The 24,692-nt window shown below is 67.9% G+C and carries 11 protein-coding genes; 10 read left to right on the forward strand and 1 reads right to left on the reverse strand.

The window, feature by feature from the left end:
- The first annotated feature begins 11 nt into the window (after positions 1-11).
- From AB0N76_RS22290 to AB0N76_RS22335, 10 genes are all read left to right on the forward strand, one after another.
- Positions 12-2,852: a DEAD/DEAH box helicase gene (locus tag AB0N76_RS22290; protein WP_363559453.1), complete on the forward strand. Its 2,841-nt coding sequence runs from the start codon at positions 12-14 to the stop codon at positions 2,850-2,852.
- A gap of 19 nt (positions 2,853-2,871) precedes the next feature.
- A complete protein-coding gene (locus AB0N76_RS22295; protein ID WP_363559455.1) occupies positions 2,872-7,962 on the forward strand; it encodes a class I SAM-dependent DNA methyltransferase in 5,091 nt (1,696 codons plus the stop codon).
- Positions 7,959-9,179, forward strand: a complete 1,221-nt coding sequence (locus AB0N76_RS22300; RefSeq protein WP_363559457.1) for a DUF262 domain-containing protein — start codon at positions 7,959-7,961, stop codon at positions 9,177-9,179. Before AB0N76_RS22295 ends, AB0N76_RS22300 begins: the two co-directional genes overlap by 4 nt.
- Positions 9,172-10,311, forward strand: coding sequence for a DUF3696 domain-containing protein (locus AB0N76_RS22305; protein ID WP_363559459.1), 1,140 nt, complete (start codon positions 9,172-9,174; stop codon positions 10,309-10,311). The genes AB0N76_RS22300 and AB0N76_RS22305 overlap by 8 nt, the downstream gene beginning before the upstream one ends.
- A 54-nt stretch (positions 10,312-10,365) precedes the next feature.
- A complete protein-coding gene (locus AB0N76_RS22310) occupies positions 10,366-11,289 on the forward strand; it encodes a hypothetical protein (RefSeq protein ID WP_363559461.1) in 924 nt (307 codons plus the stop codon).
- A gap of 288 nt (positions 11,290-11,577) precedes the next feature.
- Complete coding sequence (locus AB0N76_RS22315; RefSeq protein WP_363559463.1) at positions 11,578-12,411, forward strand: hypothetical protein; 834 nt, start codon at positions 11,578-11,580, stop codon at positions 12,409-12,411.
- A gap of 246 nt (positions 12,412-12,657) precedes the next feature.
- A complete protein-coding gene (locus AB0N76_RS22320; RefSeq protein WP_363559465.1) occupies positions 12,658-13,869 on the forward strand; it encodes an AAA family ATPase in 1,212 nt (403 codons plus the stop codon).
- Between the two features lie 107 nt (positions 13,870-13,976).
- Entirely contained in the window at positions 13,977-14,522 is a 546-nt protein-coding gene (locus AB0N76_RS22325) for a hypothetical protein (RefSeq protein ID WP_363559467.1), read from the forward strand.
- A gap of 91 nt (positions 14,523-14,613) precedes the next feature.
- Complete coding sequence (locus AB0N76_RS22330) at positions 14,614-21,537, forward strand: DEAD/DEAH box helicase (RefSeq protein WP_363559469.1); 6,924 nt, start codon at positions 14,614-14,616, stop codon at positions 21,535-21,537.
- A complete protein-coding gene (locus tag AB0N76_RS22335) occupies positions 21,534-23,789 on the forward strand; it encodes a UvrD-helicase domain-containing protein (protein WP_363559471.1) in 2,256 nt (751 codons plus the stop codon). The genes AB0N76_RS22330 and AB0N76_RS22335 overlap by 4 nt, the downstream gene beginning before the upstream one ends.
- Positions 23,790-23,918: 129 nt before the next feature.
- Here the strand turns inward: AB0N76_RS22335 and AB0N76_RS22340 are convergent, their stop codons facing one another.
- Positions 23,919-24,644 carry a flavodoxin family protein gene (locus AB0N76_RS22340; protein ID WP_363559473.1) on the reverse strand — a complete coding sequence of 242 codons (726 nt, stop codon included), beginning with the start codon at positions 24,642-24,644 and terminating at the stop codon, positions 23,919-23,921.
- Positions 24,645-24,692 lie beyond the last annotated feature (48 nt).

Consider the following 24,692-nt stretch of genomic DNA (forward strand, 5'->3'; position numbering starts at 1 on the left):
GGAGGCAACCGGTGACCCCCGAGCTGAGCAGCGCCGAACCGACCGGGACCACGGAGGACCCGTATCCGGCAGGCGCGCAGGTCTTCGTTCGGGACGAAGTGTGGCTCGTACGGAACAGCTCGCTCACCGAGCACGACGGTGCCCGGGTCGAGGTGGTCGGTGTCTCGGACTTCGTCCGCGACCAGGAGGCGGTATTTCTCACTGCACTGGACCAGATCGAGTTGGTCGACCCCCGGCAGACGAAGCTCGTTGCCGACGACTCACCGAACTTCCGCCGCTCCCGCCTCTTCCTGGAGGCCGTGCTGCGACGGACCGCCCTTCCTCAGTCCGAGCGCGGGCTCGCCCTGGCCGACTCATTCCTGTTGGACACCCTCCCCTACCAGCAGCGCCCGGCCCAGCTCGCGCTGTCCGGACGCAACCTGCGGCCCCGGATGCTGATCGCCGACGTGGTGGGCCTCGGCAAGACCCTGGAGATCGGACTCACCCTCGCCGAACTGATCCGGCGCGGACGTGGGGACCGCATCCTGGTCGTCACCCCGCAGCACGTCCTGGAGCAGTTCCAGCACGAGCTGTGGACGCGTTTCGCGATCCCGCTGATCCGGCTGGACTCGGTCGGCATCGAGCGGATCCAGCGCGAGATCCCGGCGGGCCGCAACCCCTTCACCTACTTCAAGCGTGTGATCGTCTCGATCGACACTCTGAAGAACACCGACCAGTACAAGCACCACCTGGAGCGGATCAGCTGGGACGCGGTCGTCATCGACGAATCGCACAACCTGATCAACCGCGGCTCACTGCGCAACCAGCTCGCCCAGATCCTGGCCCCCCGCACGGACGCCCTGATCCTCGCCTCCGCCACCCCCCACAACGGCGACGCGAAATCCTTCGCCGAGCTCATCGGCCTGCTCGACCCCGCGGCGATCCGCGACCCGGAGAACTACCGGGCCGAGGACATCGAGCACCTCTTCATCCGCCGCACCAAAATCAGCCAAGAGGTCCGCGAACAGATGAAAGGGCAGTGGGCGGACCGCGGCCCCTCCCGATCGGTCCACTGCTCGGCCACACCGGCCGAGGAGAAGATCTTCGAGGAGCTGGCCGAGGTCTGGCTGCCGTCCGACGGCCGGAAGTCGGTCAGCGACGTACCGCTGTTCCCCTACACCCTGCTCAAGTCCTTCCTCTCCTCGCGCGCTGCACTGAAGGCCACCGTCGAGACACGGATCAAGACCTTGGAGAAGAAGGAGGTCCAGTCGGCCGTCGCCACCGAACGGGACGCCCTTCTGCGGCTTCGGGAACTGGTCGGCGCAATGACCGACGCCGACTCGGCGAAGTTCGCCGCGCTCGTCACCGAGTTGCGGGCGATCGGTGTGGGGCCGGGCTCCGACACCCGCGTCGTCGTCTTCTCCGAGCGCGTGCAGACCCTGGAATGGCTGCACTCCGTCCTCCCCGCCGCGCTCGGATTCAAGGGCCGGGCAGCCCAAGCCGCCGTCCGCATCATGCACGGCGGTCTCAGCGACGAGCAGCAGATGCAGTGCGTCGAGGACTTCGGCCTCGCCGACACCCCCGTGCGCGTCCTGCTCACCGGCGACGTCGCGTCCGAGGGCGTCAACCTCCACCGCCAGTGCAGCCAGCTGGTGCACTACGACGTGCCCTGGTCGCTGATCCGCATCGAGCAGCGCAACGGCCGTATCGACCGTTACGGCCAGGCCCGCTCCCCCGAGTTCCGCGCCCTGATCCTCACCAGCGAGGTCGAGGGTGCCAAGGACGACACGCTCGTCGCCGAGCGCCTGCTCGACCGCGAACGCGAGGCCCACCAGAAGCTCGGCACGGCGGAGGCGGTCACCGGCCTCTACCGCGCGGAAGCGGAGGAGCGGTCGCTGATCCAGGACCTGCTGCGCGGCCGCACGGTGGAGGAGTCCCTGGAGGCGCACTGTCCGCAAGCCGACGAGGCCGGCGGTATGGACGACTTCCTCGCCGACTTCTTCGGCTCGGTCGGTGAGGAGCCGGATGGTGAGGACACATCCGTGCCGCGCGCCGACGTCCCACGTCTGTTCGCGTCCACCCGGGAGTTCCTGGACGAGGCCCTGCGCGAGGTCTTCCCGGACGCCCAGAGCACCCTGGACTTGGACCGCGACGAGACGTCCGGCCTGATCTCCTTCCGCCCGCCGGCTGATCTCGTCCACCGGCTCAAGGCGCTGCCGCTCGACTACGTCCGCGAGCAGCGGCTGCGCGAACGCCTGCTCGTCACCCTCAACCGCCGCCTCGCCGAGCACTCCCTGCAACGCGCCCGCGAGTCCTCCACCTCCAGTTGGCCGGAGATCTCCCTGCTCACCGACCTCCACCCGGTGGTGGAGTGGCTCACCGACAAGGTGCTCGTACGCCTCGGGCGGCAGGAGGCACTGGTGGTCACCGCGGACGTCGCCGAGCCCACGTATCTGATCCAGGGCGTCTACTCCAATGCGCTCGGCCGGCCGACGGTGGTCAAGTGGATGGCGGTGACACGGGACGGGGCCGTCGACGACGACATGGTCGCGATACTCCGCCGCTCCGGCGTCGGTCCGACCATGGCCAACCCGTTGAAGCACTGGCCCGTCGAGCGGCTGCAGGACGGCATCCCCGCTGCTCTGAAGCGCGCGGAGGCGTTCCTGGAACACCACCGGGAGGCCTGGGACGAACCACTGCGCGAACCGATCGAGAACTACCGGCTCCGCCTCGGCGCCTGGGAACAGCCGACCCTGGCTGGCGAGCGCACCAAGCAACGGCTCGCCGGCATCGCCGACTCGCTGCTGACCACCGGCCGCCCGCTGCTTCGCGTCCTCGCCGTCCTCGCCCCCACGCCGCCCCAGGCCGTCTGACCTCTGAGGGAAATCAGTTATGACGTACGACTCCCTGGTGAACCGCGGCGACTACTTCTCCGCTCACTACCTGGCCGAGGTGCTGCCCAAGGACCTCAAGTCCGGGCTGCTGGCTGTATGGAAGGAACGCGAGGAGGCGACGAAGGCTGCGGCGGGCGACGAGGAGCGGGACCCGGACGCCCTGCCGGTCACTCCGCGGGCCGGCCTGCGGGCGCTGCGCCGCCCCTACTTCCGGTCGCGGGCCGGCTTCGCCCTGTCCGAGGCAACCGATGACGGCCGAGCTGTGGCGGACGACGACGCCACCACCTATGGCTCCCCAGCCTGGCGCGAGCGGGTGCGCGCGCTCAACGCGCGGGTGCTGCTGGCCCTCGGCTACGACGCCAAGCCCGGCACCATCACGGTCGAACGGGCCGACCAGGCCCACGAAGTGCGGGTCGCGCACAGCGAGAAGGGTCTCGTCGCTCTGGACTGCGGCTGGGCGGCCGAGCCTGATGCGGCCCTGGACCCGGACGGCCCCGGTCGCCTGCTCGAAGCGTTGGTACTCGACGGGCAGCACACCGTCGCCACCGGGTCGAAGCTCGCCTCGTTCCTGTTCGCGTGCGAGGACGCGCCCCGGTATGTGCTGCTGCTGGTGGGCGGTGTCGTCGTCCTCGCCGACCGGATGACCTGGGGCGAGGGCCGCTACCTCGCGGTGTCGCTGGACGGCGCACTGGAGCGAAACGACACCAAGGCCGGCGGCGAACTCGACACAGTGGCGGCGCTGTTCGGCACGGACTCGCTGCGCACGCCGGAGGCGGGCGGCGAGAACCCGCTCGCGGAGCTCGTCGACAAGTCCACCAAGCACGCGGTGGGTGTGTCGAGCGACCTGCGCGATGGGCTTCGGATGAGCGTCGAGCTCATCGCCAACGAGGTGCTGGAGCGCATCGGCGAGAACGAGGGTGTCCGGCCCGAGGACATCATGGAGCTCCCCGAGTTGGGGAAGCAGCTGACGCGGGAGTCGCTGCGGTATCTGTACCGGATCCTGTTCCTGTTGTACGCGGAGGCCCGACCGGAGCTGGGCATCCTGCCGGCGGACTACCCCGAGTACCAGCAGGGCTACGGGATGGGGCGGCTGGGCGAGCTGGTCGCCGAGCGAGACCTGGTGGACGAGAAGTCGCGGCGCGGGATCTACCTGTACGAGTCGCTGGACCTGCTGTTCGGGAAGGTCCAGGACGGCTACCGGCCTCGGCGGACGCACGGGGTCGTCGAGGAGACGACCTCGGAGGAGATCGGCCTACGGTTCGAGCCGCTGCACTCAAAGCTCTTCGAGCCCGAGTCGATCAAGCTAATCGGCAAGGACTCCGTTCCCGACCCGCGCTTCGACGCCGACGAGACCGGCGAGGAGCGCTACCTCGATACCCGGCTGCGCAACGCGACGCTGTACAAGGTGCTGCGGCTTCTGATGCTTACCAAGGGCCGGAAGGGCGAGCGCGGCGGCTTCATCTCGTACGCGCAACTGGGCATCAACCAGCTGGGTGCGGTGTACGAGGGGCTGATGTCGTACAGCGGGTTCGTGTCGGACAAGGAGCTGTGGGAGGTCGCGAAGGGCGGCGACTCGAAGGACGGCTCGTGGCTGATCCCGAGGTCGAAGGTCGACGAGTACCCGGACAGCGTGTTCGTGCGCGCCCGGGACGAGGACACCGGCGAGGAGGTGCCGGTCCGGCACAAGCCAGGCTCCTTCGTCTACCGGCTGTCCGGCCGCGACAGGCAGACGTCGGCGTCGTACTACACGCCCGAGTCGCTGACCAAGGTGACTGTGCAGCTCACCCTCCAGCACCGCCTGGACCAGGACGAGACGGTGACGCCAGCCCGTGAGTTGCTGGACTGGAAGATCTGTGAGCCGGCCCTGGGGTCGGGCGCCTTCCTCAACGAGGCGATCAACCAGGTAGCGGCCGAGTACCTGCGGCGACGCCAGGACGAGCTGGGCGTCGCCATCGACACGGAGAAGTACCCGGTCGAACTGCAGAAGGTGAAGGCGTACATCGCCCTGCACAACTCGTACGGTGTCGACCTGAACGAGACTGCGGTCGAGCTGGCCGAGGTCTCCCTATGGCTGAACACCATGCACCCGGGCATGGAAGCGCCCTGGTTCGGTCTGCACCTGCGGCGAGGGAACTCGTTGATCGGCGGCCGGCGAGAGGTGTACCCGGCAGAGAAGCTGAAGAAGGGCGCCTGGCTGGGCACAACGCCCGAGCGCTTCCCGCTGGCAGACGCAGCGAACGGAACCCCGCTCCCGAAGGGCTCGGTCCACCACTTCCTGCTGCCTGCGAAGGAGTGGGGCGCGGTTGCGGCCGAGAAGGAGGCCAAGGTACTCGCGCCCGAGGCTACGAAGGCGTTGGGCGCATGGCGCCGGGCGATCACCAAGTCTCCCAACGCCAAGCAGATCACCCGTCTTCAAGGCCTCGCCCGACGAGCCGAGTACTTGTGGAGCTTGGTGGTGCGACGCCTGGAGATCTCCGAGCGTGACATCTCCCGACGCATTGACGTGTGGGGCGCCGAGGAGGAGTGGCTGCGTAGCCCCGAGGTTGCTGTACAGCGGGAAGAGGTGCTGGCAGATCTTCTCGCGGTCGACACCCCGTACTGGCGTCTCAAGACACTGATGGACGCGTGGTGCGCACTGTGGTTCTGGCCGGTCCAGGAGGCTGCTTTGCTGGACGGCACCGCAGATCGCTACAACCGCATCGCAGATGGCCCGGTAGCCATGGCAGTCGAAGGGAACTCGCCCGAGGTCCTCCTGTCCTGGGAGGCAGAGGACCTCTTCGGAGGCATCAGCGAGCCCGGTGAACTGACCAGGCAGGCAGCCGAGCGACGCCGTAGCACCGGCCGCCGCAAGGAGGCAATCCGCGAGGTACGGCGTTCGGTGATCGCCCTCGCGTCGTTCGACGATTGGCTCGACTTCGCTGAGGCACTCCTCGGCACACACGAAGTGCCGTCCGGGTCTCTAATTTCGGCCTTTGAGACCCTGGAAGAACTGACTCCTTACGAAGACGCCCTGCCTGACGTCATGGGCATGGACCGCGCGCATTGGCTCGAATCCCGCTTCCCCTGGACATCAGTTGCGCGGGACCTCTCGGACGCTCAGGGGTTCTTCCACTGGGAGCTGGAGTTCGCGCAAGCCTTTAGCCGAGGCGGGTACGACATCCAGGTGGGCAATCCCCCTTGGGTGCGGCCGGACTGGCAGGAAAGCACAGTCATGGCAGAGTTCGACCCGTGGTTCGCTCTGGAGGAGAAGCCCGGCAGGGAGGAGTGGAGTACACGCCATAGCGAAATACTTTCCTCTCTCCAAAACCGCAATGCCTACCTGAGCGAACTTTCCGGAGTTTGCGGAACGGCTACACTGCTCAGCTCCGCCGCAACGTACACGATGATTCGCGGAACTCGGCCAGACCTGTACCGCGCATTTATGTGCCAATGCTGGAGCAACCTATCGCCGCAGGGATCTGCAGGCCTGATCCACCCAGATTCACACTTCGGAGGCGTCAAAGAGGTCAACCTCCGACAGGCATCATACAAACACCTTCGCCTACATGCACATTTCCATAACCGCACAGGAGTCTTTCCGGAGATTCACGCCAATACAGAGTTCAGCGTAAATATTTATGGCCCCAGTTCGGAAATCTCATTCACGCACATCAGCTGGCTTTTCGATCCAATTACACTTAGAGCCTCTCTTGGCCATGATGGGCGAGGACCACTCCCGGGCATCAAGCACCTCGGAAAGTGGGATACTCGACCTCACGCAGCCCGCCTAATCGCCATCGACATCAATCGACTTGGGGAATGGAATCGCATCTCCGGAGAGCCCAGCTACCGCGACCCGGAGACCCCACTCCTCTACCCGGTAACTTCCGACGAGGAAGGGGCAATCGAGGCCCTCGCAAGAGTTCATGACCGCCTCAGTGCATTTCACCCGAAGATCACTACTGGCATGTTCGAGAATCTGGCTACCAAGAAGCTCGGCCTCTACGAATGGAGCACCTCCACGCCAGAAGAACATTCCGATATCATCCTACAGGGGCCACACATCGGCATTTCCAATCCCCTATACAAAGAGCCGAAAATTCCGTGCAAGACCAACCGCGACTGGACCAGTTTCGATCTCGCTACGCTCCCGGCTGACGCTATTCCTCGCACCAACTATGTACGCGCATGCAGCATGGACGATTACATTGCAGCTCAGGACCAGTGGAACGGTCGCCCCTACACGGAATACTATCGATTGGCCTGGCGCGCAATGGTGCCTTTCGACACCGAGCGAAGCCTCTTCGCCGCCTTGATCCCTCCAGGCCCCACGCATGTCGATGCCGTGAACTCAATGGCATTGGATGACAACCTCCAAACAAGCCTCAATGCTGGATTCTGGGCAACACTTCCACTCGACTATCTGCTCCGCATCACCGGGCGCTCCCACCTTCGCGTCGCTGAGGTTCTGAAAATGCCTGCCGCCCGCGCCGACCATCCCCTGGCCAGCTCCCTTCTCCTACGTTCGCTCCGCCTTAACTGCCTCACAGATGCATACGCGCCGCTTTGGAGTGAACTGTTCGACCCTTCACAGCTCGAATCTGCGGAGGACTGGGCATATACGGACTGGGCAGGCCTAAAACCACTCAGGGCAGGGCTTAGCCCCGTCTGGGCCTACGACACCCCGCTCCGCACCGAGTACGAACGCCGCGCGGCCCTCGTCGAACTGGATGCACTCGTCTCTGTTTGGCTTGGCGTCACCGCTGATCAGCTAGTCGCGATCTGCAGGACCCGCTATCCGATCCTCGCCGATTACGAGGCGGAAATGTACTTCGACGGGAACGGACGCAAGCTCGCCCGCAACCACAACACGTACGGTCACGGCCAGACCAAGGAAGCCTACTCGGCCCTCCTCGACCATCTGGCCAGCCCTGCCACCACCACCCCGCCCGAGGGCTACACCGCGCCGTTCTACAAGGCCGACCGCGAGACCGAGATGCGCGCGGCACACGCGCACTTCCAGGCGCGCCTGGATGCGGAGATCGCCGCGGGCCGGTGGACTCCGCCAGCGTCGACGGCACCGATGACGCCCAACGAGGATGAGTCATGACCGACATCAACAACTCCACGGGCGGGAAGTCCCAGCGCCTCGCACCGGACGCCCTGTTCGCGCTCGATGAGCCCGGAACTCAACTCCCCGTCGAGTTCGACGACGGCGGCAAGAGTTCCGGTGTCGAGTCCGAGGACATCGGTGAGCGGATCGCCAGCCCCTTCGATCCCAGCAAGATCGAGGTTCTGACCCGCACCCCCACGGTCTCGCTCCTTCTCAACCGCATCCGGCGCAACACCATGGACCTCGCTCCGGACTTCCAGCGTCGTGCCGGCATCTGGACAGCGAAGGCGCAGAGCCGACTCATCGAATCGCTTCTGCTCCGGATCACTCTCCCAACGCTCTACGCCGCCGAGGTGGACGACGACTCCTGGGCAGTCGTGGACGGCGTTCAGCGGCTCTCCACCATCGCTCGCTTCGTCGCCCCCGAGGTCATCGACGCCGAGCCCCTTATCCTCACCGGCCTGGAGTACCTGACCGAGTTCAATGGGCGCTCCTTCGCCGACCTTCCGAACCGCCTTCAGACCCGGATCGAAGAGACAGAACTCGTGGTTCTTCTCATCCGTCGCGGCACTCCGGAGGAGGTCAAGTTCAACATCTTCGGCCGCATCAACACCGGCGGCCGCCCACTGACCCGCCAGGAACTGCGCCATGCGCTGATCCCCGGCCGGGCCCGCACCTTCCTGTACGAGCTCGCCAACACCGGGCCGTTCCTCAGTGCGACGTCCTACAGCGTCTCCCCTGAGCGCATGTCGGACCGCGAGATGTGCCTTCGTTTCCTGGCCTTCAATCTCAACTCACCTGAGTCCTACGCCTCACAGGACTTCGACGGATTCCTCCGGTCCGCCATGCACGAAATCAACACCCTCTCTCCGGCAGAACTAGCAGACCTGGCAGACCGGTTCACTCAGGCGATGCAGGCGGCAGAGCGGATCTTCGGCGGGCACGCCTTCCGAAAGCGGTTCCGCGGCTACAACCGCCGTTCTCCGGTCAACAAGGCGCTGTTCGAGATCGAGTCGGCCTGTCTGGCCAACCGAACCCCCGCCGAGATCGACCTGCTCGCAGCCCGCCAATCCGTCGTGGAGAGGAAGTTCATGGAGCTCATGGACGACTCCACCTTCATGGGCTCCGTGTCGGCCGGCACCGGCGATGTCGGAAAGGTCAGACTTCGCTTCCGCGAGATGGACCGGATCTTCCAGGAGACGCTTGATGCTTGAGCACCTTGGCATCACCAACTTCAAGGCCTTCGCCCGCCAGGACATCGCCCTGGCCCCGTTCACGCTGCTCACCGGGCTGAACTCCTCCGGCAAGAGCACCGTTCTGCAGTCCCTCGCGCTTCTCCGCCAGTCCCACGAGGCCGGGCTCCTCCACCTCTACGACGACGGCGGCGGCTTCCTCCTCAACGGTGAACTCGTCGAGCTCGGCACCGGCCAGGACGTGCGACACGACACGTACGTGCGCCACGAGTCGGCCGCCGTGGATGACCGCAGCATCTCGCTCACCGTGACGTCCGACGGAACCCGCTACTTCTGGTCTGCGGCATACGGCCGCGAAGACGACCTGTTGAGGATGACCGACTGTCCGATGGGTCCGGACGCCCACGACGCGGATGAATGCTCGCTCTTCCGGCCCGGGTTCCAGTACCTCAAGGCCGACCGGATCGTCCCGGCCGTCAGCTACCCGCGTTCCCACCAGGCCGCCGTGGGCCGTGGATTCCTCGGATCACGGGGCGAGCACACCGTCAACTTCCTTCGGGCTCACCAGGACGACCCCGTCACGGCCAGCCCCCTCCGGCTGGACGACGCCCAGTCCGCGTCGCTCCTCTCCCAGACCGAGGCCTGGATGCAGCGGCTCTGCCCCGGCGTCAATCTTCAAGCCGTGGGCATCGACGGGACGGACACCGTACGCCTCAGCTACGGCTTCGGCTCCGGCATCTCGGCCTCCAACCGGTACCGTCCGACCAATGTCGGCTTCGGGCTGACCTACGCCCTGCCGATCGTCGTCGCCTGCCTGTCGGCCCAGCCGGGCTCCCTGATCCTCCTGGAGAACCCCGAGGCGCACCTCCACCCGCAGGGTCAGACCTGGCTGGCCTACCTCGCCGTGGCTGCAGTCGCCGCCGGAGCACAGGTGATCGTGGAAACCCACTCCGACCATGTCCTCAACGGCCTTCGCATCGCGGTGAAGAACAAGCACATTCCGGCAGCCTCCACGGCCGTCCACTTCTTCCGACGCAACGAGCAGACCGCCGAGGTCATCAGCCCTGTCATGGGCGAGGACGGCATGCTCTCCGAGTGGCCGGCAGGGTTCTTCGACGAGTGGGAGAACTCCCTGGAGAAGCTTCTCGACTGACCTCCCGCGCCCTCGTCCGGTAGCCGATCATCAACAGAAACCCAAGGGGTGGGAGTGTCACTGACACTGTTTCTCAACGAGCTGTCCTGCGAGTCCGAATCCGGCCCCAGGGAGGTGGACACGGCGATGGCCGGATTCGTGGATACCTTGCGCCATCTCAAGAGCTGGCAGAGCATCGCGTTGGTCACCAAGAGCCCTCTGCCGGCTGCCGAGTTGGCGCGCGGGTACCTGTACCAGCAGTGGGTGAACGCGAACCCGCAGAACCGCGATCGGCATCGGTACCTCCTCGCCCTGCGCAGTCGCTCGCCCTTCCGGGACTCCGTCCGGTTGACGCTCGACCCGGACGAGGTCGAGTACCAGCATGACGGCCGCACCGTCGAGGGCATCGCGTTCGCCCACCTCACCGATGGCCTCGCCGTCAGTCTCCCGGTATCGGCGAAGTGGGCCACTCCGTGGCTGGACGTCGACATTCAGCACCTCACCGAGGACGGCATCGAGAACAGCTTCGACCGTGCACGGCACTGCTCCCATCCGGACGAGGCCGACGAACACAAGACCTGGGCCCAGGACACGGCCACGGCCTCGCTCACCACTCCCGCGGAAATCCTCGACGCATGGGACGAGTTCTTCCCGCACCTCCAGAAGATCCCCCGTTTCGAACGCTGCCTTCGCCGCCTCGACATGAAATGGCACCGGCCGGTCCGCAAGCTGCTGATCGACCTGGAGGCGACGGCCGCCGGCTGGGACCCTGCCACCTCACCCGAGCCACAGTGGCAGCACCCGCACATCACGCCGGAATCCCAGAGCCGTCAGCACTTGTGCACCTTCACCGACCTTGACGGTAAGGAGCGCTGCTTCTCATGGCACGGTCGCTTCACCCCGGGGAAGGGACGGCTGCACTTCCGTCTCGTCCACGAGGAGCAGGCGATCCGACTCGGGTACGTCGGCGACAAGCTCGGTAGCGACGCCGACTCCTGAGAGGCGGCCCTCTCGGGCACACACGCGGGACGGCCGGATCCGCCTGACGGAACAGCGGACGAATCCCCCCCGCTACGCCGACGATGCGCCCACCGCACCGCGCCGGTTGCAGGCGACGGCCACCGAATCCGGCCCGGCCCCGGGTAATACGACTCCCGTGCAGTCGGCAGACAGACTTCCGGAACGCCCGCGGCTCCGCCATGCCCGCCGATCTGGCCACTCGTTGTTACCTGGAAGGCCGATCCAGGCCAGAAGGAAAGACGCCGTCCGCTCCGCCGGAGGAAGTCCGTGACTGTATCCGCGCCACTCGCCGGACCCACCGCACCACCAACCGAACCGGAGGCCGGGTTCTCCACCAAGGACATCCTGCAGTTCGGCGCGAGTCTCCTCGCCCTGCTGAGCCTGCTGCTGTTCGCCGCGGGCTATACCGCTGTCGACGAGTACTGCGCGGTCTTCGGCCTTACCCCGGAACAGGTCGGCATCGACCAGCAGACGCTGCTCACGCGGGTCGGCATTCTCACGGCATTGCTCGCCGCGCTGGGCGTGCCTCTCCTGACCGCAGGCGCGATCTTCATCAAACACGTGACCCCGTACGCAGTTCGTGAAGCGCTGCAGGCCTTTCCCCTGGCGAAGAGCCTTGCACTCGGCTTCGTACTCGGGGTGACGGTCATCGCGCCGGGGTGGTATTCCGTCCGGGCGTCCGAAGTACTCTTCTGCAGTGGCATCTTCGGCATCATCGTCTTCGCTCCAATCGCTCACCACCTGCAGAAGAAGGGCTGCTCGACCGCATCCCTCTGCCTGGTAGCCCTTGCCACCGCCGGGCTGACCGTGACGCCATGGATCGGTGACAAGGCCCGCGACAGCGCCGAGGACCTCCGTGAGCACGGTAGAGCCTCAGGCCTCGCCCCGTACATCGGTGTGCGACCCGCACTTGCCGAGGCGTCGTGGACCGACCTGGACAATCAACCACAGCACCGAATGACCATCTACCTCGGTGAGGCAAGCGGCATGACCGCCCTCCTGCCCTGCGGACAGCAACGCGTCCAGCGCGTGCCGTCCCCGCAGGTGCGGCTGTCCTTCGTCGGTGCGGCCTCGCGGTCCCGCACGCTGTGCGGACCTTGAGCATGTACACCACCGCACCAACGCCGCCGACGCCGATTCAGCCCGCGGCCTGCTCCTCCTCGCTGCGCTCGCCGAATGCTGGGGCACCCGCGCCTGGCGATCCGGGCAAGACCGTCCGGGTGGAGTGCCCCGCGCAGATGATTCGGGCTGTGGCAATCCAGGGGATCCCCAGCCGTCGTGATCAGCGCTGGGTAGGCTGACGCCGTCCCGCTGTGACTGGCACACAACCACTCGGATCGGCATCCCTTGCAGCATCGATTCACCCGCCTGAACGTCGTCAACTTCCGGACCCTCACGGACACCGAGCTTCCGTTGGGTCCCTTGAACGTCCTGGTCGGCCCGAATGCGGCAGGCAAGTCGAACGTCCTCAAGGCCTTCGGATTCCTCTCCGACATCGCGCGCCAGGGCATCGGCCCGACGCTCGAGGCCTCCGACGGATACCCGGAGGTCGCTCACCGAGGCGGCCGTCGCACAAAGTCCGAGCTGAGCATCGGACTCGAAGGTGTGTGGACCGAGCACGCCACCGACGCACACCCGGACACGTACGACCTGACCCTGCTCGAACGTCGGGCTCCCGGCGACTCCGACGACCAGCACGTCCTGTCCAGGCGGGAGCGGTTCGTCCAGCACCTCGGCCCCGCCGCGGCCTCCACGATCGAGCTGCGTCGGGACAAGTTCCTCGTCGACAGTCCGCTCCGCGAGGAACTGCCGACGGCACCGGGCTACCTTCCGGACCGGTACGTGAGCGGCCTCCAGGAGTCGGCCGGCCTTCCGGCGACCGGCGCATCCTTCGACGCTGTGAGAACGATCGGCCGGCACATCTCCTCGGTCCGCATCTTCGATGCCGACGTGCGCAAAGCGCGCAAGCCGTCGCCCATCGGCTTCAGCGGCAGAAAGCTCGCCAACGACGCGAGGAACATCGGGGACTTCCTTCTGGAGCTGAAGAAGGACTCCTACGCCTGGGACTCGCTGCTCGACGACGTCAGGTACGTGGTGCGGGACATCGAGGACATCGAGGTAGTGCCGACCCCCGGCAAGCCGGACCGAGTCACGGTCATGCTGAAGGAGCGCGGGCTGCGCGGCCGCACCCAGCTCGCCGACGCATCGTTCGGCACCGTCCGGTTGCTGTGCCTCCTGTCACTGTTCCATGATCCGCACCCGCCGATCCTGACCTGCATCGAGGAGATCGACCACGGCCTGCACCCGCACGCCCTCGGCCTCCTGTACGAGCGCCTTCGGGACGCCAGCGAACGTTCCCAGTTCCTCGTCATCAGCCACTCACCGGTCTTCGCGGACTACCTAGAACCGGAAGAGCTCGTGATCTGCGAGCGTGACGAGACGGGCGCTTCCCAGATTCCTGCCATCAGAGCCGAGAAGATCCAGGCAATAGTCGAGGCCTCCGAGGGACTTCCCCTGGGCAAGCTCTGGTTCTCCGGGACTCTCGGCGGTGATCTGTGAGCGGCCGAGGCAAGGGCAGCCGACCGAAAGCGTCGAAGTCCATCATCGCCGTGGCCGGCGAGGGCCCCTTCGACCGGGAGGTACTGCAGCACCTCATTCCGGAGCTCTTGCCGAAGCCCGGGCCGAAGATCGTCCAGATCAAGCAGGACAAGATGCGGCTGGACAAGGCCAAGGCCCGGCTCGCACCGACCCTGGACGAACTCCGTCAGATCGCCCAGGCCCTGGCGGAAAGGCACGATGCCCAGCTCTTCGGCATCGTGGTCCATGTGGACATGGACGGCGTCACGAACAGCGTCTACGAGAAGACCCGGGACGGGCTCTCCGGTGAGCTTCAACGTGCCTTCACGAAGTGCAACTCAGCCCTCGCCCTGGCGGCCTCCGAGATGGAGGCATGGCTGATGCTCTTCCCCGGCGCGTTCCCCAAGACCAAGCCCAACTGGAAGCTGGACGCGAAGGACGCCGGGCGAGACCTCGGCATGATCGCCGATGCCAAGAAGCACTTGGAGACGCAGCTCCGCACCCCTCGGTACGAGGAGAAGCACGCCCCGTCCATCATGGAGCAGGCCGCGAAGCACAAGCTTGTCACGCCCCGACCGAAGGCCCGCAACTGCTCCTACACCGAGTTCGTCAAGGAACTCGAAGCCTGGTCGTGATCGAGAACGGGGTCCGATAGGTCGGTGCCGCACTATACGGTGTGATCCAGTGATCCACGCTCCCTGAAAGCGCACGTCGAAGGAGTCCGCCGTGAGGCCCACCCTGGCCGCCGCGCAGGTGCGCGGCAGTCTGACGCAGTACCTCACGACGACGTACGCCCTCGCGGACGAGGACACCCGCGGCGCGCTCGAACGCTTCCTCGGCCACCCGGAGACCGGGATCTTTCGCGGGCCATACCTGCGGATCAGGACGCCGTTCCACGTCGCGGACGAGGGCTGGCAGCGCCACCTGGAGTGGCAACCCGGCTTCCCCCCGTACCGGCACCAGGCCAAGGCGTGGGAGCGGCTGAGCACCCTGCACGGCCCGGCCCGGCCGACGCTGGTGACGACGGGAACCGGCTCGGGGAAGACCGAGTCGTTCCTCATCCCCGTACTCGACCACTGCCGCCGGGAGAAGGCGCGCGGCCGGCGAGGAGTCAAGGCCGTCCTGCTGTACCCGATGAACGCCCTGGCCACCGACCAGGCAGGCCGCATCGGGGACTACCTCGCGCAGCCGGAGCTGGCGGAGGTCACGGCCGGGCTCTACATCGGCGACCGCCCGGACACGGACTTCCGTCGGGTGATGACGCGCCGTGAGGAGATGCGGGTCTCGCCGCCGGACGTGCTGATCACCAACTACAAGATGCTCGACCTGCTCCTCCAGCGCGGCGAGGACCGCCCGCTGTGGGAGGGCGCCGCGATCACCCACGTGGTCCTGGATGAGTTCCACACCTACGACGGGGCGCAGGGCACCGACGTCGCCATGCTGCTACGGCGGCTGGCCGCCGCCGTCGGGGCCACCCGCCCGGGCAGCCCGCTCGGGTCGATCTGCCCGGTGGCCACGTCGGCAACCCTCGGCGAAGGGCGCCCCGGCGCTCAAGCCGGCGGCATCCTCGACGTCGCAGCCCAGGTGTTCGGGATGCCGTTCGCGCCGGACACGCTGATCGGCGAGGAGCGGATGTCCGCCGAGGAGTTCACCGGAGCGGTGGACTACGAGCTTCCCGAGCCGCCGACCCCGCAGGAGGTCATCACGGCTTCGGGTGGTCCGGGCGTCGAATCGAATCCGAAGCTGCTGGACCTGGACGGCCTCGCGACCCGCATGCTGGGGCGCTCTGGCCTCGACGCCTTCCAGATCGGACGGATGCTGCGGCGCCACGACTTCACCCATGGAGTCCTGGCCCTGCTCGACGGCGAACCGCTCGACGAGTGGGGTCTGCGGGACCGCTTGGCGCGCTTCGGCTACGCGTGGGGCCGTACCGCGCGGGAGAATCCTCGGCTCGCGCTGCAGGCGCTGTCGCGGTTCGTCGCCCTGCTGTCGGCCGCGCGGGACCCGGATTCCGACGAGCGACGACCCCGCCCGCTGTTGCACGTGGAGGCCCATCTGTGGGTCCGGCCGGTGACCAGGGTGCTGCGGGGCCTCGGCGGTACGCCGGAGTTTCGCTGGTACGAGGACGACCGGACGGCCGCCCGCCGGAGCGCAGCCGCTGCCGTTCCGGTGGACGGTGAGGACGGCGACTCCGGCGGCTGGCCGTCGAGCGGATCGCAGCGGCCCTCGGCGCTCCCCGGTGCGGACACCGCGGTTCGTCCGGCGCAAGTGCACCTTCCGGCCGTCTACTGCCGTAACTGCGGGCGCTCCGGGTGGGCTGCGCTCTCCCCGGAGGCCGATCCGCAGCGGCTCGTGATGGCCCATGACAAGATCTGGCGGGCGGGCATCGGGCGGGACAAGCGGCGCATCCGATACTTCATCTCCGCCACCCGCGCGGAGAAGCAGGAGGCGCTCGCCGCCCTCACCGGCTCCCTGCCGGCGGGCGGCGGTGCCGACCCGCTCTCCGTCGTCGTCCTCGACGGCGCCCAGGGCACCTACCGCATGCCGGTCGCCACCGACGACGGAGATCTGCTGGACGCCTGGTTCGCGCTGGCGATCCTGGACAAGAAGACCGCCGACAAGGCCGCCACGGACGACCGCTGCCCGGCGTGCAACACCGACAACGGCATTCGCTTCCTCGGTACGGCGCTGGCGGCGCTCGCCTCGGCGACTGTCACCCAGCTCTTCACCGGCGGCGACATCGCCCTCGTCCCCGAAGAGCGCAAGACGCTGGTCTTCAACGACTCCACCCAGGACGCGGCGCACCGGGCCGGGTACATCGCCAACGCCTCCTACAAGTTCTCCCTCCGGTCGCTGCTGGCACACAACCTGGAGGACTCCGGCGCACCGCTCCCACTGAACGACCTGATCGGGAACGTCCTGGACTCGGTGGACGACCCCGGCACACTCGCCGCCGTCGTCCCGCCGGACCTGCACGACGAGGCCGGCGTGGACCGGCTGCTCTCCGGGCGCGGCACCGGTGACGCGCGCACCTGGAGGCTGATCGGCGAGCGGCTGGCGTTCGCCACCGTCATGGAGTTCGGCCTGCGGTCAAGGCTCGGGCGCACCCTGGAGCTCACCCGCACGGCCGCCGCCGAGGTCGTCCTGGAGGAGCCCGAACGCGTCGCCGCTCTCGCGCGTGATCTGTACCTCGCTCTGCCGGGCCAGTTGGTCGCCGCGGAGTCGATGCCGACCTCCGAGCGCTACGTCGCCTATGTGCGGGGCCTGCTGGAGCGCCTGCGGCAGCGTGGTGGGGTTCGGCACCGCTGGCTGGAGCCATGGATGAAGGACGCCGGCGTCACCTGGTTCAAGATCTGGGGCGGCCGCCCCGACGGGATGCCGGCCTTCCTCGACAGCATGGCACCGCCCCGGTTCCTGCTCGACGGGCAGAAGGACAAGTCCCACTTCGACACGGTGTCCGGCCGCGGCGGCTGGTACCAGGACTGGACCAGGCGGTGCCTCGGCCTGGACTCCGCCGGCGCCACCGAGTACCTGCGCCGACTGCTGCCCGCACTCGCCGACGAACAGGTCCTGGCCGTCCGCACGGCACAGGACCGCACCACGCGCGTCTACGGGCTTCAGCCCGGCCACATCGAGGTGCGGCTGCTCGACGACTCGATCGTCAACAAGGCCTTCGTCAGCTGTGAGGACTGCGGCTGGCAGCAGGTCGTGCCACCGGAGCGACGCACACGCTGGTACGGGCACCCGTGCCCGCGTTACCGCTGCAAGGGAATCCTGACCCCGCCGCAGTACGGCGCCTCCCGCACCGGTGGCACCACGTCCGGCTTCGGCAGCGTCCAGGAACGCGACTACGCCGACGACTACTACCGACGTCTCTACCTGACCGGCGGCACCTTCCGTGTGGTGACCGCCGAGCACACCGGCATGCTCACCCGCCCCGAGCGGGAGCGGGTCGAGCGGGCATTCCGGTCCGGCACGCACTACACCGACCCCAACGTGCTGTCCTGCACGCCGACCCTCGAACTCGGTATCGACATCGGCGACTTGTCCGCCGTCCTGCTCGGTTCCCTGCCCGACGGGCCGGCGAACTACGTCCAACGGGCCGGTCGCGCCGGCCGGAAGACCGGCAACGCCCTCGTCGTCGCCTTCGGCGGCCGCCGGGCCCGCGACCTGTACTACCTCGACGATCCGCGCGAGATGATCGCCGGCGACATCGTGCCGCCCGGTTGCTACCTGTCGGCCGTCGAGATCCTCCGCCGCCAGTACACGGCACGACTGCTCGACCTGGCCGCCGCCGGAAAGCTGACCACAGCCGACGGCGAGCGACTGCAGCCCGTGCCCAGGCTGGTGTCGGCGCTGTTCGGCACCAACGGCTGGTGCCAGGACCTGCAGGACGCGGCGCTCACCCACGGCAAGGCCATGGTGGAGGAGTTCCTCGAACTCTTCCACCATGGCGACGGCCTGGGAGACGGCTCAGGCGTCTCCGACCATGCGGCCGCCGAAGTGCGCTCCTACGCGACGGGCGGCATCGCCCGCTCCCTGCAGGAGGCCGAGGAATCCTGGGTCCTCCGCCGCGAGGAGCTGAAGCGACGCCTCGCGGCCATCAACAAGGCCGTCGACGCCCTGGTACCGACCGACCCGGAGCAGGGCCGCGAACGGCGGGAGCTGCGTGCCGAACTACGCAGCACCGCCGACCTCCTGGGCGCGCTGAACCGGGCCAGCGCGCACGGCACGCTGGTCGAGCTCGGTCTGCTGCCCAACTACAGCCTCGCCGACACGACCACCAAGCTCGAAGCCACCCTCTACTGGCGGGAGGACCCGTCCGAGGCGGACGGAGCCACCACGGTCCCCGGGGACTCGGAGGGCGGGGCTTCCCGGGTCTATCGCAGCGAGGTCCGGGGTTACGACCGCTCCCGTCGGCTGGCCCTCACCGAACTCGCGCCCGGCAGCAGCTTCTACGTCAACGGCTACCGGCACGTCGTGCGGGCGCTGGACATCGGCAGCCCCGACCGGCGGGCCTGGGCCGTCTGGCGGCTCTGCCCGTCCTGCGGGTTCGTCCGCACCGAGAACGCGCTCAACGACACCGATCCGTGCCCGCGCTGCGGCGGTCGGGCGATCGCGGACGCCGGATGCGTGCAGTACGTGCTCCAGCCGCGGCAGGTGGTGGCCCGCGACAAGCGGGACGACGCCCGGGTCCGCGACGACAAGGACGAACGGGAGCGCCGACGGTACTCCGTCCTCACCGCCGTCGACATCGATCCGGACCAGCTCGCCCCCGGCTCCTGGCGCCACGACAAGGCGACCTTCGGGGTGGACTTCGCCCGCCGGGCGGTCGTGCGGACGCTCAACCTGGGCCTCGACCGCCAGGACGGCAGCAGCACCGTACCGGTGGCCGGTGAGGACGTCCGTCTCAACCCGTTCTTCGTGTGCACGAGCTGCGGAGGTGCGACGGCCGACGGCCGCCCCGTCGTAGACGCTCCGGCCGACGCCCTCACCCAGTCGCTCAGTACTCCCTCCAAGGCCGGTGCCCATCACCTGCTCTGGTGCCCCCGCCGCAGGGCGCCGCAGCAGGCCGGCTCCGGCCGGACCGAGCCGCAGGACGTACCCCTGCTGCTCGCACACGAGTTGACCACCGAGGCCGTTCGGATCCTGCTGCCCGCCTCGGTGGCGCGGGTGAAGGAGCGCTTGGCGTCCTTCACCGCGGCCCTGTTCGTCGGCATAGCCGCACGCTACGGCGGCGACCCGGACCACATCGACATCGCGGCCGCCTCCATGCCCGACGGCAGTGACTCCGACTGGCCCCAGCGCTTCCTGGTCGTCTACGACCGCCTCCCAGGTGGTACCGGCTACCTGCACCGGCTGGCCTCGGCGGAGGGCTTCAAGGAAGTCCTGCTCAGGGCACGCGACGTCATCGAGAGCTGCCCCTGCCGAGAGAAGGGTCAGGACGGCTGCCACCGCTGCCTGCTGCGCCGCGTCCCGGCCACGGACTACGACAAGGTCAGTCGCAGCGAGGTCCGCCAGATGCTCGACGACCTGCTCGGTGCGGACGGGGAGCGCTGGCAGACCTCGCCGGTCACGACCACGCGTCACATCTCCCTGGAGCAGCAGGCCGAGAGCGATCTCGAAATCATGTTCGTCGACACCCTCAGGGACTGGGCCCGGTTGCCGGAGTCCCGCGCCAGCGCGGACGCCTACACGACCTCGGCGGGTACCTACTCGCTCGAACTCCGCCTGACCGACCAGGGCGAATCCACGGTGAGCTGGCGGGTCTCCCAGCAGAGAGCTTTGGACGGCACCCGCCCGGACATCCTCTTCGAGCGGCTCGACGCACCCGGTCCGCGCCTCGCGGTCTACCTCGACGGCTACGAGTACCACGCCGGCCCGCGGCACAACCGGCTGGCGGACGACGCCGTGAAGCGCGCCCGGCTCCGGGCTGACGGCCTGCGCGTGTTCCAGCTGACGTACTTCGACGTCAAGGACTGGCGCCGCCGCATCACCGACAACGGCCACGCAGGCGGCGGGCCGAACGCCCCGGTCTGGCGACCCTACGGGCCGGAGGGCAGCGGGGAGGAGAAGGCACGGAAGTACTACGCCAACGTCCGCGGCAGCCTCCCGGGCGAGCTCTCCGAAACTGTCTGGGTCAACCCGGCTCACCTGTTGCTCGCCTACCTGCGCTCACCGGACGCCGCCCTTTGGCAGTGGCGCGCGGAGGCCGCCGCGGCAGGGCTGACCGGTGTCGTCGGAGCACAGGCAGCCGCTCTTGCGGTCGACGCAGTCGGTCCGCAAGTCCGCGCGGCCCTCGCTGGCGGGGCACCTGCCGGTCCTCGCGGGCCGGTGCAGATCATCATCGCTCTGGACGGCGCGGGCCTCCGGCTGGTCCCGGCGGCCGACGGGCGCCGCAAGCCACCGGTCTGGAGCGTGCTCGCCGTCCTCGACGACGGCGTGCACGTCCACAACGACGAACCGTCGCACAAGCAGCGCTGGCGTTCCTGGCTGTTCTGGACCAACCTGCTGCAGTTCCTGGAGCACGGCGGTGGCGACAGCGTCCAGCTCACGACGAGCCTCCTCGACGGCTTCTCCGTCGAGGCCCTGGCGGTGAGCGGCGGCGGGGGATGGTTGGCGTCGACTCGGCAGACTCCGGCGAAGCAACCGCAGATCCTGGCGGATCGCCCGGCAGTCCTGAGCCCTGGGCGGCCAGCCCCTGTCGTACCTCAGGTCGTCACCGGGCCCTCAGCCGAGGCGCCGACCCCTGTCACGACCGCCGGGTCCGACGCACAGTGGACCCGGGTGATCGAGTACCTCGACCCGGACGAAGCCGGGCTCGCGGACCTCGCACGTCTGCTCGCCGAGGCCGGGGCACCCGCACCGAAGGACGGCTACGAGCTCGACAGCAACGGCTGGCAGGCCGAACTCGCCTGGCCTGACCGGCGGATCGGCATTGTCCTCGCTCCGCGTGCGACCACCGGGGAGCACGACTTCGAAGCCCAGGACCGTGACAAGGCGTTCCGCGCGGCCGGCTGGGACGTCCGCCCGGCCGTGAGCTGGGATGCCCGGGAACTCGCCGGGCTGCTCGGCACGCGGACCAGCTCCCGGAGCACACCGCAACACCGACGAAACGCCACGACCACCGACGGAGAGTCAGCGCGATGAAGACCCCGGGAATCACCCTTCGCCTGCTGGACAAGGCGGACAAGGAGATCCTCAAACTCCCCCGCTCGGTCAAGGGCGCCCTCTACGACTTCCAGCACAAGTTCAAGGCGAATCCTCAGGCCACCGGCCTCAAGCTGCAGCAGCTCAAGGGCGACAGCAGACTCTGGTCGGCCCGGGTCAACGACGACCACCGCGCCCTGCTCCTGCGCCTGGCGGACGACGACTGGCTGATCGTCGCGGTCAAGCACCGCAAGGACGTCTACGAGAACCTCGACCGGCTCGCCTACGGGATCAACCACGTCACCGGTGGAATCGAGTACGTCGACCTCCAGGTCGTGGAGGAGAGCCTCCTGCGGGTCCTCGCCCCGGCGCCACCGGCATCAGCTCCCCGCCCGGTCGAACCGACCGCGCTCCACGGGCTCTTCGCGGCTTGGAGCGACGAGCAGCTCAGCGACCTCGGCGTCGCCCAACCGCTCCTCCCGGTCATCCGCACGCTCACCACCGAGGACCAACTGCTCGGCCTAGTCGAATACGCCCCGCAGCTCACCGGCGAAGTACTCCTGGCCATCGTCGACGGCAAGGACTTCGACAGCATCCTCGACCAGGTCACCACCCCGGTTGCGGCGCCCGAGCCGGTCGACCCGGAGGACTTCCAGGCTGCTGCCGAACGACCTGCCACCATGGTCACCACCTCCGACGCGGCTCTGGAGGAGGTCCTGAAGGGCGGCGACTTCGGGCGCTGGAAGGTGTTCCTCCACCCCACCCAGTCCAAGCTGGTGGAACGTACCTACTCCGGGCCCGCCCGCGTGAGCGGCGGCCCGGGTACGGGCAAGACGATCGTCGCCCTCCACCGCGTCAAGCACCTGGTCGACCGGCTGCCCCCGGGTCACACCAAGCCCGTCCTGTTCACCACCTACAACAAGAACCTCGCCGCGGACCTGCGGTCGCGGCTCCTCGAACTGGGCGGGGAGGGGCTACTGGCCAGGGTGGATATCAGTCACGTCGACCAGCTCGCACTCCGGATCGTCCGGGAGGCCGAGCCCGGCAATTCCAAGCAGACGATCGACGACAACCAGGCTGTGCGGGAGTGGCAAGCACTGCTGGATGAACTGGGTGAGGCCGCGTGGGACGCCGAGTTCCTCCATGACGAGTGGACACAGGTGATCCTCGGGCAGGCGATCGGATCACGCGCGGACTACTTCAGGGCCCGACGGGCCGGCCGCGGCAGGAATATCGGCCGTGCCGAGCGCGCCGAGATCTGGCAGCTTGCCGAACGCTTCACCCAACGCCTGGACCGTTCCCGACGGCAGACCTGGGACCAGGTGACAGAGAGGGCGGCTCGCCTGGAGATCGAGCGCGAACAGCGGATCGCGGCGATCGAGGCTCATCGCAACGAGGCCGGCGGTCTGGACAACATCCATCTTCAGGACGGTTCCAAGGGCTGGCTGCGGTACCGGTACCGGTACCGGCACATCGTGGTCGACGAGGCACAGGACCTGCGGCCGGCTCACTGGAAGATGCTCCGAGCGATGGTCCCGAGCGGCCAGGACGACATGTTTCTGGTCGGCGACACCCACCAGCGCATCTATCGAAATCAAGTGACCCTCGGCAGCCTGGGCGTCCACATTCGAGGCCGCTCCTCGAAGCTCACTCTCAGCTACCGCACCACCCGCCAGATTCTGCGCTCGGCCCTGGACGTCCTCACTGGGGAGTCCTACGACGACCTCGACGGTGGCGAGGAAACTCTGGCCGGCTTCCGTTCGGTCCTCAACGGCGCCGTTCCCCAGCTGCACCCCTGCATCGATTGGACCGCCGAGCGAGCCGCCATCGCCGAGCACATCGCAGCCTGGGGAGCCCACTCCGACGAACGGATCCCCCTGGAACAGATCGCGGTCTGCGTCCCCACCAACCAGATGGCGGGAGAGGTCGCCTACACCCTGGCGCAGCACGGAATTCCCGCAGTGGAGATCGGCCCCGACGGCCCCAGGAGCGAGAGCGGGGTGCATATCGGCACGATGTTCAGGTTCAAGGGCCTGGAGTACCAGCGGATGGTCATCGCCGGGGTCCGCGACGGACTGGTGCCACGCGACAACGTGAACCGTCTGAAGGGCACCGACCTCGCCCGGTACCGTCGGGAGATGCAGCGCGCCCGCTCATTGCTCTTCGTCGCCGTGACCCGGGCAAGGGACAGCGTCGACATCTTCTGGCACGGGGAGCCGAGCCCCTTCCTGAAGCTCGTTCTCGCCTCCTGAGTTGCCTCACGACAATGGGCCGGTCGGCGGCCTGGACCTCGGGGCCGCCGACTGCGCACCAATCTGCGTCGGTCAAGCGCATCACCCTGGTCCGTGCCCGCGCCCCGGGCCTTGAGCAGGACAGACGATTCAGCGGTGCTCGGGGTTCTCGAAGTCGAAGCGGCAGCCGGCGTCCCACTCGGAGCGCTGGTTGCCGTGGGCGGGGATGCCGCCGGCGTCCTTGAGCATCCGGGCCAGGTGGAGCAGGTTCCAGGTCATGAAGGTGGCGTTGCGGTTGGTGAAGTCGTTCTCCGGCCCGCCCGAACCGGGGTCCAGGTAGGACGGCCCCGGCCCCGCCTCGCCCACCCAGCCCGCGTCGGCCTGCGGCGGGATCACGTAGCCCAGGTGCTGGAGGCTGTACAGGACGTTCATCGCGCAGTGCTTCGCGCCGTCCTCGTTGCCGGTGATCAGACAGCCGCCGACCCGCCCGTAGTACGCGTACTGCCCGTGCTCGTTGAGGATCGACGAGCAGGCGTAGAGGCGCTCGATGACCTGCTTCATCACCGAGGAGTTGTCCCCGAGCCAGACCGGGCCGGCCAGGACGAGGATGTCGGCGGCCATCACCTGGCTGTAGAGGACGGGCCAGTCGTCCGTCTCCCAGCCGTGCTCGGTCATGTCGGGCCAGACGCCGATGGCGATGTCGTGGTCGACGGCCCGCAGCACGTCCACCTGGACGCCCTGGCGCTGCATGATCCCGGTGCTGACGTCGATCAGGCCCTGGGTGTGGCTGCGTTCGGGTGAACGCTTCAGGGTGCAGTTGATCACCAGGGCGCGCAGGTCGGCGTAGTCGGCGGGGACGGCGGGCGAGGCGGGCATCGGCGGCCTTTCGACGACCGGCGGGCGGGCCGGCGGGCAGGGGTGTCG

This window comes from Kitasatospora sp. NPDC093806 (assembly GCF_040683335.1).
In the GTDB taxonomy this organism is placed as follows: Bacteria; Actinomycetota; Actinomycetes; order Streptomycetales; family Streptomycetaceae; genus Kitasatospora.